Origin of the sequence: Flavobacterium sp. CFBP9031 (assembly GCF_034044945.1) — a bacterium.
In the GTDB taxonomy this organism is placed as follows: Bacteria; Bacteroidota; Bacteroidia; order Flavobacteriales; family Flavobacteriaceae; genus Flavobacterium.
Genome location: NZ_JAXCWF010000007.1, coordinates 79,177 through 96,061, shown reverse-complemented (window position 1 = coordinate 96,061; position 16,885 = coordinate 79,177). Strand labels below are relative to the sequence as shown.

Annotated in this window: 10 protein-coding genes; 8 read left to right on the top strand and 2 right to left on the bottom strand. The window is 34.5% G+C overall.

Annotated features, from left to right (window positions below):
• Window positions 1-319: 319 nt before the first annotated feature.
• Window positions 320-964 (bottom strand): HAD family hydrolase, encoded by a 645-nt coding sequence (locus SOM12_RS13310; protein WP_320493764.1) that lies wholly within the window; start codon window positions 962-964, stop codon window positions 320-322.
• A 215-nt stretch (window positions 965-1,179) separates the two neighbouring features.
• Between SOM12_RS13310 and SOM12_RS13305 the strand changes: the two genes are divergently transcribed.
• The gene (locus SOM12_RS13305) at window positions 1,180-2,349 is read left to right on the top strand and encodes a DUF4861 family protein (protein WP_320493763.1); all 1,170 of its coding nucleotides are present in this window, start codon (window positions 1,180-1,182) and stop codon (window positions 2,347-2,349) included.
• 188 nt (window positions 2,350-2,537) lie between these two features.
• Here SOM12_RS13305 and SOM12_RS13300 read toward each other — a convergent pair whose 3' ends face one another.
• Window positions 2,538-3,542 carry a substrate-binding domain-containing protein gene (locus SOM12_RS13300; protein WP_320493882.1) on the bottom strand — a complete coding sequence of 335 codons (1,005 nt, stop codon included), beginning with the start codon at window positions 3,540-3,542 and terminating at the stop codon, window positions 2,538-2,540.
• A 184-nt stretch (window positions 3,543-3,726) separates the two neighbouring features.
• On the opposite strand from SOM12_RS13300, the gene SOM12_RS13295 reads away from it, so the two are divergent.
• The 7 genes from SOM12_RS13295 (at window position 3,727) to SOM12_RS13265 (ending at window position 16,875) form a co-directional block, all read left to right on the top strand.
• Window positions 3,727-4,176 (top strand): YhcH/YjgK/YiaL family protein, encoded by a 450-nt coding sequence (locus tag SOM12_RS13295; RefSeq protein WP_095930745.1) that lies wholly within the window; start codon window positions 3,727-3,729, stop codon window positions 4,174-4,176.
• A gap of 3 nt (window positions 4,177-4,179) precedes the next feature.
• Complete coding sequence (locus SOM12_RS13290; RefSeq protein WP_095930746.1) at window positions 4,180-4,842, top strand: bifunctional 4-hydroxy-2-oxoglutarate aldolase/2-dehydro-3-deoxy-phosphogluconate aldolase; 663 nt, start codon at window positions 4,180-4,182, stop codon at window positions 4,840-4,842.
• 146 nt (window positions 4,843-4,988) lie between these two features.
• Window positions 4,989-5,801, top strand: a complete 813-nt coding sequence (locus SOM12_RS13285) for an SDR family oxidoreductase (RefSeq protein ID WP_320493762.1) — start codon at window positions 4,989-4,991, stop codon at window positions 5,799-5,801.
• A gap of 118 nt (window positions 5,802-5,919) precedes the next feature.
• Complete coding sequence (gene uxuA, locus SOM12_RS13280; protein WP_320493761.1) at window positions 5,920-7,104, top strand: mannonate dehydratase; 1,185 nt, start codon at window positions 5,920-5,922, stop codon at window positions 7,102-7,104.
• Window positions 7,105-7,346: 242 nt separating this feature from the next.
• Window positions 7,347-8,978, top strand: coding sequence for a hypothetical protein (locus SOM12_RS13275; protein ID WP_320493760.1), 1,632 nt, complete (start codon window positions 7,347-7,349; stop codon window positions 8,976-8,978).
• Window positions 8,979-9,439: 461 nt separating this feature from the next.
• On the top strand, window positions 9,440-13,534 hold the full coding sequence (locus SOM12_RS13270) for a two-component regulator propeller domain-containing protein (protein WP_320493759.1): 4,095 nt from the start codon (window positions 9,440-9,442) through the stop codon (window positions 13,532-13,534).
• A gap of 338 nt (window positions 13,535-13,872) precedes the next feature.
• A complete protein-coding gene (locus SOM12_RS13265) occupies window positions 13,873-16,875 on the top strand; it encodes a TonB-dependent receptor (RefSeq protein WP_320493758.1) in 3,003 nt (1,000 codons plus the stop codon).
• Window positions 16,876-16,885 lie beyond the last annotated feature (10 nt).

Here is a 16,885-nt window from a genome sequence, read left to right as displayed (position 1 = left end):
TCCTTTGGGAAAAATCATTTTTTAGGACAAAAAACATTTCTTTTTAAATATAGTAATAACAATTATTCAATATTACCAAATCAAAAAAGAGAATGTCGAAACTCAAATATATAAAAATTTATTTTAATGCAACAAATTACATTTTAATGAGAGAATTTGATAATTAGAAAATTTACCAATTAGATAATTAAACTTTGTCAAAGTTTTGAACTTTGACAAAGTTCTTAAGAATCTGCCGTCGCACAAATAAACCCGACAGGTTTTAAAAACCTGTCGGGTTTAACTTGAAACCTGAAACTTGAAACAAAACAAACAAAACTTAAAGTCCAAGCTTTTCACTTAATTCTTCATATGAGCTAAAAAGCTCTGCTCCTTCTTCTTCTAAATCTTCATTATTGAAACCATTGGCAAAACCATAAACTTTAAATCCTCCGCTTACTCCTGCTCTTACACCAGCTTTACTGTCTTCTAAAACAATGCATTCTTTTACCTCAAAACCCATTACTTTAGCGGCGTGAAGAAATATTCCTGGTTCGGGTTTCCAGCTCCCAATTTGATACGAACTGAATATTCTATCTTCGAATCTATCGAGTAACCCAGCCACTTCAAGATTCAAACGAATTTTATCTACTGGTCCGCTAGAGGCAACGCAATATGGAATTTTTAATTTTTCGATATTTTCGATAAAATCAACAATTCCTTCCATTGGTTTTACCTGAGTTTTAAAAGCTTCAAAACTCTTTTCGCGATATTCTGTTTCAAAATTTTCTGGAAGTTTCTGATTGATTGCTTCTTCAATATGTCTGAAGCAATCTTTTAGATTTCGGCCATTAAAATAACGATAAGCATCTTCCAGTTCCATCTCGAATCCATGTTCTTGCGCCATTGACAACAATATTCCGTTACCGATTTTCTCAGTATCGACCAATACTCCGTCACAATCGAAAATTATGCATTTAACCATTTCTGTTGATTTTCATTTATTTATAAATTCTTCCCGAACTCAAAATCAGGAAATGTAAATTACGGAAAATAATCTATTTTCTTGATAAAGCTTTTCTGCTCATTTTCAAACTTCTGTACAGAATTACTCCTATTCTGTATTTTCAATTCCGTTTTGATTTGTACTTTTATAATCCTATCAAACCTAATTTTGAGAAATATTAAAATCATAACATTTTGAAAAAACATCTTTTTATCATAACCATTCTGACAGCCCATTTTGCAGCTTTTTCTCAGAATAAAATCATTACAATTTCCAACTTTTTAAAAGTTGACAGAGAATTTGAAACCATCGAATTGACTAAAAAATCACTTGGATTAAATACCGATTCGAAACTTGAAAACTATGCTGTAAAAGACATTAGCAGTAATACTTTCTTAGAAACTCAAACCGTAGATAATGATGACGACGGAAATGCAGATGTTTTGCTTTTTCAGCCAAAAATCAAAGCTGCTTCTAAACAGGATTTTGAAGTATTAGTTGGAACAAATCCAAATGCTTCAAAAGTAGTTAGCTGCTATTCTCGTTTTGTTCCAGAACGTACAGATGACTATGCGTGGGAAAACAATAAAGTAGCTTTTAGAACTTACGGGCCAGTGGCTCAAAAAATGGTTGAAGATAAAATTCCTGGAGGTACTCTAACTAGCGGAATCGATGCTTGGCTAAAAAGAGTAGATTATCCAATCATTAATAAATGGTATGAAAAAGCCACAAACGGAACCGGAACGTATCATAAAGATACCGGCGAAGGTTTAGACAACTTTCATGTAGGTGACAGCCGTGGTGTGGGTGGAATTGCTGTAAATGTTGATGGAAAATATTATTTTTCTAAAAATTTCATCAGCTGGAAAACCATTACAACAGGGCCTATCAGAACGAGTTTTATTCTGACCTATGCCGATTGGGATGCAAAAGGCAATAAAATAACGGAATCGAAATTAATTAGTTTAGATTACGGAAGTCAGCTTTCTCGTTTTGAAATCAATATTACGGGAACTAAGCAAATTGCTGCCGGATTAACGCTTCATGATAAAAAAGGAACAACTGGAACAAATGTAAAAGAAGGCTGGCTAAGCTATTGGGAGCCAATCGACGATTCTGAAATTGGCACAGGATTGGTTGTTCCTAAAGGCAATTTAATCAATTTTGACAATCATGTAACAGACGAAAAAGATCTAAGTAATCTGTACGGAAATATTGCTGTTAAGAACAATAAAGCTATTTATTATGTTGGCTTTGGATGGAAAAAAGGAAGTCCGTTTCAAACTAAACAGGAATGGGAAAAATATTTGAGCTCTTTTGCGGAAAAGGTTAATAATCCTTTGATTGTGAAGGTGAAGAAATAATTATTTTTGCCACTAAAGCGCTAAGGCGCAAAGTTTTTTATATCTACCTATTTCCATACAGTTTGTCATTTCGACCGAAGGGAGAAATCTCCACGAGTAGCTCTACAAAGATTGGTGATAATCTATACGGAGTTTCTTACGAAGATTTCTCCCTTCGGTCGAAATGACAAACTAGACTTTAGAAAAAATCATTTTCTAGGAAAATAATTCTCCTTCAAAATAATTTCTAACGGAATATAATGCGTTCGCTCCGTCTCTTCTTGCAGAACCAATTTCTTATACAAATAATTAATACCCATATAACCTTGATCTTCGGGTCTTTGATTGATTAAAAAATCAATTACGCCTTTGTTTAAATATTCGATATTCTCTTTCAGCAAATCAAAACCAATAATTCGAACACCTTTTATATTGTTTTTTTCTAAAAACTCGGCAACAATATACGCTCGAGAATTGGGTACAAAAACGCTGTTTACACCCGAAAACATTTCTAAACTCAATTGATCGATTCCGGAATCTTTTAAGGTAAATTCAGAAAATTTAAAATTGGTCAATTCATCATGGTCTTGAAAATACGAATAGAAACCTTTTATACGCTGCTGATACACAGAAGTGCTTTCGATTTCTCTAGTAATCTTAAAAATTAAAACTTGTCGCTCATTTTTTACGGCAAAACTAATTAATCTTCCAGCTAAATAACCGCTCTGAAAAGCATCTTGCCCTACATAAGCATGTTCGTTTTCTTCAGAAATATTCGAATCGATCATCACAATCGGAATATTCTTTTTTTCATATTCCTTTAAAAACTGAACAGAATCTTCGTAAAAAATCGGTGCAAACAATAAACCATCGCAATCAAATCCCAATACTTTTTGAGCCGATTCTTTAAACGATGCCAAATTATAATCGTAGAAAAAATAATCCAATACGATTCCGAATTTACTGAATTCCACAGCTGCTTTTTCTATTCCGTCAGTTTGACTTTTCCAATATTCCAAAGTTTCCGATTTTGGAAGGAAAACTGCAAAATGAAACTTTTTATTCAGTGCCAGATTACTTGCCAAAATATTTCGGGTATAACCAAACTCTTCAATTATTGCATTCACCTTATCTACGGTTTCCTGCGCTACTTGTCCGCGTTTGTGTATAATCCTGTCGACAGTTCCGGTAGAAATATTAGCTAGTTCGGCAATTTTTTTAATTGTTATGATATTGATTCTTTTTAAGTTAAAAAAATAAAAGCAGTCGGGTAAAATTAATTTATTTTATTAAAAATAAGTTGTTTTACATCACTTTTTGCATACATTTGTAAAACACCGTGTGCGTACACGCAAATATACATATAACACTGAAAAATAAAAATAATAATCAATTAAAATGATACTAGACTCATTACAAAATGCACCAAAATACTACGGTCTGCATCCAAATTTCAAAAAAGCTTTTGATTATGTTAATCAAAATGACATTGCCAATCTAGAAGAAGGGGCTTTTGAAATTGGCGAAGGTTTAAAACTAATTGTAATTGTTGGACAAGGAAATACAAAGGAAGAAGCTGTAAAAGGATTTGAATGTCATGATAAAAACATCGATATTCAAATTTCGATTAAAGGACCCGAAACTTTTGCATGGAAGCCAAGAGAAAAATGTGTGAATCCGAATGGCGACTACAGCGATGAAAGAGACGTTAGATTTTTCCATGATGCACCAGATACTTTTTTTGAAATGCAGGAAAAACAATTCGCTATTCTGTTTCCAGAAGATGTTCATACCGCAATGATTGGTGAAGGAACACTGAAAAAAATCGTTATTAAAGTAAAAATATAAGTCATGAGCACTATTCAGAATTCGATTGATGTCATTGTAAAACAAGGAATGCTTCCATTGTATTTTAATGCAGAGGAAAGCAAAAGCATCACGATTTTAAGAACACTTTATAACTCTGGAATTAGAGCAGTAGAATATACAAGCCGCGGTCCAGAAGCGCTTTCTAATTTCAAAAAAATGGTTGAAGTAAGAAACGCTGAAATGCCAGGAATGCTTTTAGGAATTGGAACCATCAAAAATTTAGCACAAGCAGAAACGTATTATTTAACTGGAGCCGACTTTTTTATAAGCCCAGGATTTGTTCCTGAAATTGCTTCGTTTTTAATTTCTAAAGAAGTTTTATACGCTCCAGGCTGCATGACGCCAACTGAAATTATTGCTGCTGAAAATGCTGGAGTAAAATTCATTAAACTTTTCCCCGGAAACATTTTAGGTCCAGATTTTATGAGTGCCATCAAAGATGTTTTTCCAAACTTAATTTTTATGCCAACTGGAGGTGTTGATACTACTAAACAAAATATCGAAACTTGGTTTAACGCTGGTGTGTCTGCTGTGGGAATGGGAAGCAAATTAATTAGCAAAGAAGTAATGGAATATGGTGCTTACGAGACAATCGAAAAAGAAACCAAAAGGGTTTTGGAATTGATTGAAACAATCAAAAGTTAAATTCCAAATTTGAAAACCCAAATTCCAAACTCAATATGAACTGATGGGGCTAAATAAATCAAAAAAGTAAAAATTAATTATACAAAAATGTGCTTTATTTCCAAATTGGAATTTGGAATTTAAAGTATTGAAAATTAAAAATTAAAATGGATTCAATATTCAATCTACAAGGAAAAATTGCCTTAATAACAGGTGGTGCTGGAGTTTTAGGAAGCAGATTTGCAAATACCTTGGCACAACAAGGTGTAATTGTCGGAATCGTTTCGCAATCACTGGAAAAAGCTGAAAACACAGTAAAAGCCATAGAAGCAAACGGCGGGCAAGGTTTTGCCGTTCAAGCGAATGTTTTAAATAAGGGAGAAATAGAAAAAGCCAAAGATTTTATTGTTGAAAAATACGGCCGTCTAGATATTCTAATTAATGCAGCTGGCGGAAATATGCCGGGCGCAACCATTCAGCCTGATCAAGCGGTTTATGATATGAAAAGCGATGATCTGCAAAAAGTTATTGATTTAAATATTATCGGAACAATGCTTCCAACTCAGGTTTTTGCCGAACTTTTTGCGAAACAGAAATCAGGAAACATCATCAATATTTCATCGGCTTCGGCACAAAGACCTTTAACAAGAGTTGTAGGATATTCTGCTTCAAAAGCGGCAATTGACAACTTTACACAATGGATGGCGGTGGAACTGGCTCAAAAATATGGCGAAGGACTTCGTGTAAACGCTATTTCTCCTGGGTTCTTTATTGGCGAACAAAACCGCGCTTTATTGCTTACTCCAGAAGGAAAACTGACTCCAAGAGGTGAAAAAATCATCGAACATACACCAATGGGAAGATTTGGAACTCCAGAAGATATTGACGGTGCACTTTTATTTTTATGCAGCGATATGTCAAAATTTGTTACTGGAACTATCTTAAAAGTTGACGGCGGATTTGCTGCAACAAGCATTTAAGATTTCACCCCTCTCCTGCAAGGTTTCCAAAACCTTGCAGGTTTAAATTGTAGATTATTATAAATTAAAATACCTACAAGGTTTTGGAAACCTTGCAAGAAATAAAAAAAAATAAAAAATGGAACAAACATTAAGATGGTTCGGACCAAATGACCCTGTTTCTTTACAAGATATCAAACAAACTGGAGCAACGGGAATTGTAACGGCTTTACACCATATTCCGAACGGGGAAGTTTGGAGTATTGACGAAATCATTAAGCGAAAAGTTGAAATCGAACACGAAAACGGCGATCCTAAAAAAGGTGCTTCTGGGTTAACTTGGTCGGTTGTAGAAAGTATTCCGGTTCATGAAGACATTAAAAAACAGACTGGAAATTATCTTCAGTATATAGAAAATTATAAAGAAAGCATTCGCAATCTGGCTTTGTGCGGTATCAAATGTGTTTGTTACAACTTTATGCCTGTTTTAGACTGGTCAAGAACCGATTTATCGTATACAGTTGAAGACGGTTCAAAAGCTTTACGTTTTGACATTAATGCTTTTGCTGCTTTTGAATTGTTTATTTTAAAAAGACCAGGTGCAGAAAACGAATATTCTGAAGAACAAAAACAAAAAGCAAAAAGCTATTTTGAAGCCATGACATCAGAAGATAAAGTAAAATTGCAACAAAATATTCTGGCTGGGCTTCCAGGGGCTGAAGAAGCTTATTCTGTTGAAGATTTTCTAGTAACATTAAGTGCTTATAATCATATTGACAGACAGGCTTTAAAGAATAATCTTTTTCATTTTCTGAAAGAAATTATTCCGGTTGCTGAGAGTAAAGGTGTTTTGATGGCTATCCATCCAGACGATCCTCCTTACCCAATTTTAGGTTTACCAAGAGTCGTAAGTACCGAAGAAGATTTGATGGAATTAATGAACGCCGCTCCTTCTCCATCAAACGGATTTACAATGTGTACAGGTTCTTACGGTGTTCGCGCCGATAATGATTTGCCTGGAATTGTGAGACGCCATGGCGACAAAATGAATTTTATTCATTTAAGAAGCACGCAGCGCGATGAAGAAGGAAGTTTTTACGAAGCAAATCATTTGGAAGGCGATGTAGATATGTACGAAGTTGTAAAAGCCATTTTGGAAGTTGAAAAAAGAAATAATACTCAACTACCAATGCGCCCAGATCACGGACATCAAATGCTGGATGATTTGAAGAAAAAAACAAATCCGGGGTATTCTGCAATTGGCCGTTTAAGAGGCTTAGCAGAACTACGCGGACTTGAATTAGGGATCAAACGATCTTTATAATTTTGTTTGCCATTAAGGCGCTAAGACGCAAAGTTTTTTATTTTTTTGTTTCACGCAGATTTAAAAAGATTTAAGCAGATGAACGCAGATAATTTATACATAATAAAATCTTCTATAATCTGCCAAATCTGCGTGAAAAAAAATCTTTTTAATCCTTTTAATCTGTGGATAAAAAAAAATTCGTGCCTTAGTGCCTTCGTGGCAAAACAAAAAAACTAACTAACCACAAAAACCACAAAACCATGATTCGCCAAGCCATTCTTATATCCTGTGGCTTTTTTATAAACACTTTACTGGCACAGGAAATACCCAAAATTATTACTTCAAAAACCAATTATCTTCCAGATTTTAGTTATGCGGGATATCACTTCGGCGAAAGCCAGATTCCCGAAACCAATGGAAAAGTCATAAATGCAATTGATTTTGGCGTAAAAGCAAATGACAATTTGGACGATTCAAAAGCGCTTTTAAAAGCCTTTAAAGCCGCGAATGCTGCTGAGGGAAATGTCATTCTGCAATTACCAGCTGGACGCATTATCTTAAGTGAAATTCTCTATATAGAAAGAAGCAATTTTGTACTTCGTGGCGCAGGTTCTAACGAAAATGGAACTGAAATCTACTGCCCAAGACCGATGATGTATCTTAAAGATTCTTATGTTTTGGCTGAACTTCGCGAATATTTAACCGCTTTTGATAAAAGACAGCGCGAACCTGAAAACAATATCGATTTGCCTTTCTCGCAATACGCTTGGTCTGGAGGTTTTATCTGGACGCAAGTTTCGGGCGAACGCGTAAAATCGTATTTGGATAAATACGAACCAGAGTCTAATCCGTTGGCGAAAGTCAGTTCGGGAAAAATGGGCGAGCATGTCATTACAGTTTCTGATGTCAAAGGTTTAAAAGTCGGTGATGTTGTTGAACTGCAGCTTTTTAATAAAGACGGCGAAAATGGCGAAATCATCAACGATTTATATCAAGGAGCTAAAGTAAAACCGGGTTCGCATCACTGGAAATTTCCAAAACTTCCCATTGTGAGACAGCAGGTTGAAATTACTAAAATTTCGGGTTCCAAAATCACATTAAAAACACCTTTAACCATTTCAATTAAGCCAAGTTATCAGGCGCAATTGGTTGAGTGGAAACATTTAAACGAAGTCGGTATCGAGCATCTTCGTTTTACGTTTCCTGATATTCCAAGAGTCGCGCATCACGTAGAACCTGGCAATAATGGTATCTTCTTAACTCGTCTTTTCAACAGTTGGGTTAAAGATGTGAAAATCACCAATGCCGACAGCGGAATTTTAGCCGAAGAAGTTGCTAACGTTACCATTCAAGATATTACAACCGATGGACCGCATTTATCGCATTACACCGTAACTTTAGGCGGCGTGCACAATATTTTGGTTAAGAATCTCAAAATCTATAATTCTGCCGTCCATCCTTTAAGTTTCAACACTTTTGCAACTAAAAATGTGTATCAAAACTGCGAGATATTTACTGACCCACTTCTAGATCAGCATTCAGGAGCCAATCATCAAAATTTATTTGATAATATTACCGTTCACATAAAAACAGACAAAAATAATAGTTACGCCTTATTTGGCGGCGGAGGTGCAGATTATTGGAAACCTTCTCACGGTCCTTTCAGCACGTTTTGGAATCTGAATGTTCAGGTTGAAAATCCAGATCTATCAAAACCAGTTTTATTGTACGGAATGAAAGACGGCGCTTTAGCCAGAATCATTGGTGTTCACGGAAATACGAAATTTGAAATCAAATACGACATTGATCCCTATATTGAATTTTTGAATACGCCAATTGAGAAGATTCCTTCTTTGTACGATTATCAATTAAATAAACGTTTGAAAAAATAAATTTAAACACATAGAAACATAGCTTTTAGGAACGTAAAAAGGCGTTTCACTTACATAAATAATCATAGATTTTGCGTGAAGCTATGTGTGAAAAACTAGTTTTTTTTAAATGCCTTTTTTATAAAAAGAAAAAATCTATGTTTCTATGTGTTTAAAATTAATCTCGCAAAGTCGCTAAGACGCAAAGTTTTACTTGTTCATTTTAATCATTAATTAAGTATAGTTTGTCACTTTCGACAAAGGAGACTCAAGCGATAGCAAACAAGCGAAGCAAATCTCCACGAGTAACTCTATAAAGATTGACGAAATTCTGTACGGAGCTACTTGCGAAGATTTCTCCTTCGTCGAAATGACAAAAATGAGAAAACCTTTGCGTCTTAGCGACTTTGCGAGATTAAATCATAACTAAAAAAACTTTGCATCTCTGCTCCTTTGCAACTTTGAAACTAAAAATAAACGCTATGAAATATAAAATAGCTTTTCTCGCAATTGTATTTGTTTTCGGGAATTTGTTTTCCCAAAATAAATACCGTCTTAAAAATTTCTCTACAACAGACGGGCTTTCGCAGAGTTCTGTCATTGCCATTCATCAGGATAAATTTGGGCAGATGTGGTTTGGAACCCGCGATGGTCTTAATAAATATGATGGAAGCCGATTTACAATTTTCAGGAATGATGCAACTGATAAATTTTCGATTAGCAATAATGATATTTTAGCCATTGAAGAAGACGATTCAGGAAAAATCTGGGTGGGAACTTACAACGGACTAAATTGCTATGATCCCGTTTCGAATCGCTTTACAAGATATCTTCACACCAAAGCCAATCATACTATAAGTAATAATGCGGTTTGGAGTATTAGGGAAATTGGCGGTGAAATGTGGTTTGGAACTTCAAAAGGATTAACGATTTTCAATAAAAAATCAGGATTATTTACTTCCGTATTTCATTCCGATGGTGATGCTTCTACTCTTCCAAGCAATAATATTCTGAGCATTTTAAAAACTAAAAAAGGCGAAATCTGGATTGGAACAACGAAAGGTTTATGCCAATTGACCAGTCGAAAAAATGGTAAATTATCTTTTAAAAATTATCCATTAAACACAACTGACTTACTAAACGTTCAATCGGTTATTGAGGACAAAGATGGCAGCTTATGGGTTGGGACAAAAAACAAAGGACTTTTAAAATTCGATCTAAAAGAAAAAGCTTTTATTTCTTTTTTACCGGCTGAAAAATACCGCGAAATCAATACCGACATTCGCTCTTTAGTGATTGACAATCAAGGTTCTCTATGGGTTGGCGCTTATGACGGAATTTATATTTTAGGTAAAGAGAAAAATATTCAAAAAATCAATAATAGCACTAATGCCAACGGAATCGACAAAGTAAAATCTATTTTTATGGATAAAAAAGGTTCTATTTGGATTGGCTGTTATTACAAAGGTGTAAATCTTTGGGACGTTTCGAATGTCAATTTCTCCAATTACAATCAGAATTCGAAAAAGATTCCAATGAGTTTTGATGTTGTAAGTTCTATTATTGCAGATAAAAACCAAAACATTTATTTTGGAACTGAAGGCGGTGGAATTAGCATTTACAATACAACTACCGAAGCTGTAAGTTATATCAATAGTAAAACTGGACAAACTCATAAAAATGATATCAAGGCCATGTGTCTTGCAGACGATCATATTTTATGGATTGGAACTTTTTCGAAAGGATTATCGGCTTACAATACCATTTCTAAAAGAATGGAAGATAATAGAATTGCATCTGATTTAACCGAATTACTGAAAGAAAGCGGTGTTTATTCTCTTAAAGCTGAAAATAAAATCTTATGGATTGGAACTTTTGGCAAAGGTTTAATTCGTTACAACACATTAGGCAAAACCTTCCAAATTATTGGAAATGATACTTCTAAACCTGTTTTTCTAACCAATAATATGGTTCGCAGTATTTTGATCGACAAACAAAATTCAATCTGGCTTGGAACACAAAATGGTTTAAATCGCATTTCGCTTCAAAATTTTGATTCTAAGAAATACCAAATACAACATTTCTTTTACGATCATTCGGCTTTGTCGGGAGATGATATTCTGACTTTGTTTGAAGATTCTCAGAATAAAATATGGGTAGGAACAAAAGCCAAAGGACTTCATGTTTTTGATGGAAAAAAGTTCACCAGAATCAATCTTAGAATTGGAAATACGGTTATTACCTCTATTCATTCGATTTTAGAAGATGACGATAAAAACCTATGGATCAGTACTAATCAGGGAATTATCAAGTACAATACAATTAAAAAATCGGTTGTAATTTATGATCAGAAAGATGGTTTGGCGAGTAATGAATTCAACGATAATTCGGCTTTAAAATTAGGTTCCAATCAGTTTTATTTTGGAAGCCCGTCAGGTGCAACTTTTTTCGATGCCACAAAAATTTCCTTAAATAAGTATGCTCCTCAGGTTTTAATTACCGATTTGAAAATTAAAAACGAAACAGTAAATGCGCATGATAAAGACGGAATCTTAGAACAGAGCATTGGCTATACTAAAACGATCACTTTGGATTATGACAAGGCAAATTTCTCGATCAGTTTTGCGATTCCAAATTACATTCGATCCAAAAATAACCAATACAGTTATCGTTTGGTTGGTTTGGAAAATAACTGGACAACTACTAAAAACAGTGAAGCTAATTTTGCGATTCAAAATCCGGGCACTTATACTTTTGAGGTTCGAGGCGCCAACAATGACGGCGTTTGGAATCAATCTCCAACAACTTTAACCGTTATTGTAAATCCTGCTCCATGGCGCAGTATTTGGGCATTTCTGATTTACGGAATCATAATTGGTTTAGGTTTATATGGCCTGATTTGGATTATGAAATCGAAAGCGAGATTGAAACAAAAACTCGAACTGGAATATCTGGAAACGCAGCGTATTGAAGAAAACAATAAGCTGAAACTAGATTTCTTTACCAATATTTCGCATGAATTTAGAACGCCTTTAACTTTGATTTTAGGGCCGTTACAACAAATTTTAGCCGATTACAACGGAACCAACGAAATGTATAAAAAACTTTTGGTTATTGAAGGAAGCGCGAATCATCTTTTGAGTTTGATTAACCGTTTAATGGATTTTAGAAAACTGGAAAATCATCAGGTTACGCTGGAATCTGCAAACGGAAATATTGTCAAATTTACCAAAGAAATCTTTCTTTCATTTATCGAATATGCCAAAGACGGCGGATACGATTATACGTTTGAAACTGAAAACGAAGAAATTCTGCTTTATTTTGACCGCTATAAACTGGAACGCGTATTTTATAACCTGATTTCAAATGCTTTTAGATACACTCCAAAAGGCGGTTCGATCAAAATTAAAATCAATCAAGACCAGCAGAATCTGTTTATCGCCGTTGAAGATTCGGGTGTAGGAATTGCCGAGGAACATATCGATAAAATTTTCGATCTGTTTTTTGAAGTTCCAACACATAATCAGGTTCAGAAAAATTACAATAAAGGAACAGGAATCGGACTTTCTATCGTTAAAAACATTGTTAAACTTCATAAAGGAAAAATTGATGTTACCAATAAACCTTCTGGCGGAGTTATTTTTAAAGTGACTTTACCGCTTGGGCGTGAACATCTTCTGGACAACGAAATTATTCCTGATTTTAAAATCAGTGACGATATTGCACAATACGCAGCTCAGTTAGAAACTTCAGAAATTGTAGAAAATGATGACATTGAAGATTTAATTGTAAACGAAGAAAAACAAACGATTTTAATTGTTGAAGATCATAAAGTCTTGAGAAAGTTCATGAAAAACCTGCTCAAAAAAGACTACAATATTATCGAAGCCGAAAATGGTAAAATTGCTTTAGAGAAAGCTTTAAAATTTGTTCCAAATCTGATTATCAGCGATGTGATTATGCCAGAAATGGTAGGAACTGAATTGTGTTCACGAATCAAAGAAAACATCAAAACCAGCCATATTCCGGTTATTCTGCTGACTTCGAGATCGTCATTAGTTTACAAATTTGAAGGATTAGAAAGCGGTGCCGATGATTACATTAGTAAACCATTCAATTTAATGGAATTCAGGCTTCGCGTTAAAAATCTTCTAAATACAACGGAACGTTTGAGAATCAAATTTTCAAGTGAAGACAGTTTTATTCCGTCAGAAATTACGGTTTCTTCTCTGGATGAAGAATTATTGAAAAAAGCATTCAAAATTGTAGAAGAAAATATTTCAAACGAACAATTCGATATTCCGTTTTTCTGTTCAGAATTAGGCGTAAGCCGAACGATGTTATTCTTAAAAATAAAAGCTTGGACCAATTGCACGCCAAACGAATTTATACATGAAATCAGATTAAAACGTGCGGCTCAATTATTAGAACAAAACAAATTAACGGTTTCTGAGATCAGTTATAAAGTCGGTTTCAACAATCCGAAATACTTTAGCAAATGCTTTCAGAAAAAGTACGGTGAAACTCCATCTCAATACGCCGACAAATTTTATAAATCTCCTACGATTAAATTGTGAAATGTGAGATGTTAAATATTAAATGTTAAATGTGAGATGTCAAATGTGAATTGTTAGAGGTAACTAAACTATTTACTTTTTACTATTTACTTTTTACAACTCACATTTAAAATCTTATTTAAACAATTCGCATTTTTAAAGGCTTAAAAAAGGGTATCTGTATTTTTAGATACCCTTTTTTGTATTTCTATTTCTTTTTCGGCCTATACATTTGCGATATGAAAATCAAAAAAACAAAATTCTTATTGCTGCAAATTTTCTTTGTCATCATCATAATCGGAATGAGTTTATTGCTTTTCTACTTTATCTAACTTATTAACCTTAAAACCAAAAAATGAATGTTTACAAACCACAAAAACAAATCGTTTAGATGGTGTTTTCTAGTATCTTTTTTACTGGTAAATATCGTGATGCATGCACAGGAACGAAAAGTAACTGGAAAAATAACTTCCAGCGAAGATTTGCTCGGGCTTCCAGGTGCTAATGTCTATATCAAAAACTCCTCTGTAGGCGCTTCTGCCGATATGGACGGAAATTATACTGTAATTGTAGGAGAGAAAAATGCTGTTTTAGTTTTCAATTTCGTAGGATTTCAAACGGTCGAAGTTCCAGTTGGAACTAAAAATGTTATCAATGTAAGTTTAAAACCAGATACAAAAGCACTCGATGAAGTTATCGTGGTGGGTTACGGTACACGTAAAAAGAGTGACATTACGGGTTCTGTATCTTCTGTAACGGCAAAAGAACTAACTGCTTTTCCTGTTTTAAATGCAGAACAAGCTTTACAAGGTCGTGCAGCGGGTGTTTCGGTAATGACCAATAATGGTGGCGAACCTGGAGCTCCTACAAAAATTAGAGTGCGTGGAGGAACTTCTATCAATGCCAGTGGAGATGCCCTGATTGTTGTAGACGGCTTTGCAGGTGTTTCTATGCCAGCTCCTCAGGATATTGCTTCTATTGAAGTTTTAAAAGATGCTTCGGCAACTGCTATTTATGGTTCTCGCGGATCTAACGGGGTTATCATGGTAACAACCAAAAAAGGAAAACCAGGAAAACCAGTAATTGAGTTTAGCAATTCGACTTCTATTCAATCCGTAAATAATAAATTAGATTTATTAGATGCAGATCAATTTGCAGCTTATAGAAAAAGTTTTACTACGCACACGCAAGGTCCTGCAAATACAGACTGGCAAGATGAGATTTATCGTGAAGGAATGATTTCGAATACGCAATTGTCTTTCTCAGGCGGATCTGAAAATATCAGATATTATGTTTCTGGAACGTATTTCAACCAAAATGGAGTTGTAATCAATTCTGGAATTGACAAATACACGATTGTTGGAAATCTTGAGGCCGATTTAACTCCAAAATTTAAAGTAGGTTTAAACACTTTTACAAGCAAGCAGAACAAAGAAGGAATCGTAAGTCAGACAGGTGCTGGAGGAACTGGTGCTGCAGGTGTAATTGCTTCTGCATATCGTTTTATGCCTGATAAAGGAATTTACAATGCAGACGGAACTTATACAACGACTGCTCCAATTGGTGACGATATTGATAATCCATACGCAACGGCAATGGAAAATATTTTGGAAACTGTTTCTATCGTAAACCGAAACAATTTCTTCGCTCAATACCAAATTACAAAAGATCTTGATTTTAAAACTACTTTAGGTTTAACCGATAATAATTCGCAAACAGGAAGATTTATTCCTTCCACTTTAATTGCCGGAAAAAACATCAAAGGAGAAGCTTCTGTAAACAACACAAGATTTTCGTCTTTCCTGACAGAGAACTATTTGACTTTCAAACGCGAAATTATCGACAAAGGAATACTGACAGTTCTTGGAGGATACTCTTACCAGAAAAACAAAAACGAAAATTCGTATGCCGCTTCAAGAGGATTTTTGACGAATACGAATTCATATAGAAATTTAGGCGCTGGAACTGTTTTCTTAAAACCTGATTCTGGTTTATCTGAAACTGAGTTAATCTCTGCTTTTGGAAGGTTGAATTTTGATTATGCCGACAAATATCTATTGACATTTACAGCAAGACGTGACGGTTCTTCAAGTTTTAGTAAAAACTACAAATACGGAACTTTTCCTTCTGGCGCAATCGGATGGAACATTAGTAAAGAAAACTTCTTAAAAGACAATAAAACGGTTTCAAACTTAAAATTAAGAGCAAGTTACGGAGCAACAGGAAACCCTTCAATTGGTGCCTACTCAACTCTTTCTAGATTTTCTGAAATCTATTATGTAAGCGGTGATGTAATTACAAATTCGGTTCAGCTGACTTCATTAGACAATCCGAACTTAAAATGGGAAACGTCGTATCAGCAGGATTACGGAATTGATTTAGGTTTGTTTGATAATAGAATTAGTATTACAGCAGATTATTACAAAACGATTACCAAAGATTTATTGTTCAACAGGCCACTTCCTGGAATTTCTGGAATTGCTTCTCAGCTTCAAAACGTGGGAGAATTAGAAAATAAAGGATGGGAATTAGGTATTAATACCAGAAACTTTATTGGTTCTGATTTTACTTGGTCAACAAACTTTAATATTTCTTCAAACAAAAACAAAGTTTTAAAATTGGCTGATAACAAAGATCTTTTAATCAACTCTGCTCCTGGGCATTTCTTAGCAACAGAATCGCAAATTTTAAGAGTTGGACAGCCAGTAGGTTCTTTCTTTGGATTTATTTATGATGGCGTAATTCAGCAAGGTGAAGCTGTCTTACCAGGAAACTTTGAAACTGTTGCAGGTGGTGAAAAATTTAGAGATGTAAATGGTGACGGAAAATTGGATTCTCAAGATAAAACAATCATCGGAAATCCAAACCCAGATTTCATCTTCGGATTCAACAATGATTTCACTTATAAAAATCTTGACTTGAATATCTTCTTTCAAGGTTCGCAAGGAGGTCAAATCTTAAACTATACTTTGATGGAATTGGCTTCTGGAAATAACAACGCTACAACTGAAGTTTTAGATGCTTGGACACCAACTCATACTGATACAAATGTTCCTGCAAATGCGGCAAGAACAAAAAGAATCACTTCAAGATTTGTTTATGATGGAAGTTATATCCGTTTAAAAAACATCTCTATTGGATATAGTTTAGATGAAAAAGTTGTTTCTAAAATGGGATTAAGCAAAGTTCGTTTTTACATCAGTGCACAAAACCTTTGGACCATTACTGATTATCCAGGAACAGATCCTGAAACGAATTACTTGAACGACACGAATTCTAGAAGTAATACCAATTTAGGATTGGATTATGGAGGATATCCAAACGTAAGAACATTTACAGCAGGATTCAATTTAAAATTTTAATCTAAAACAA

What these genes read in the sequence shown, in the direction of transcription:
- SOM12_RS13290 (WP_095930746.1), top strand. Translation starts at nt 4,180, where the DNA reads ATGAGCACTATTCAGAATTCGATTGATGTCATTGTAAAACAAGGAATG.
- uxuA (WP_320493761.1), top strand. Translation starts at nt 5,920, where the DNA reads ATGGAACAAACATTAAGATGGTTCGGACCAAATGACCCTGTTTCTTTA.
- SOM12_RS13285 (WP_320493762.1), top strand. Translation starts at nt 4,989, where the DNA reads ATGGATTCAATATTCAATCTACAAGGAAAAATTGCCTTAATAACAGGT.
- SOM12_RS13265 (WP_320493758.1), top strand. Translation starts at nt 13,873, where the DNA reads ATGTTTACAAACCACAAAAACAAATCGTTTAGATGGTGTTTTCTAGTA.
- SOM12_RS13275 (WP_320493760.1), top strand. Translation starts at nt 7,347, where the DNA reads ATGATTCGCCAAGCCATTCTTATATCCTGTGGCTTTTTTATAAACACT.
- SOM12_RS13295 (WP_095930745.1), top strand. Translation starts at nt 3,727, where the DNA reads ATGATACTAGACTCATTACAAAATGCACCAAAATACTACGGTCTGCAT.
- SOM12_RS13270 (WP_320493759.1), top strand. Translation starts at nt 9,440, where the DNA reads ATGAAATATAAAATAGCTTTTCTCGCAATTGTATTTGTTTTCGGGAAT.
- SOM12_RS13310 (WP_320493764.1), bottom strand. Translation starts at nt 964, where the DNA reads ATGGTTAAATGCATAATTTTCGATTGTGACGGAGTATTGGTCGATACT.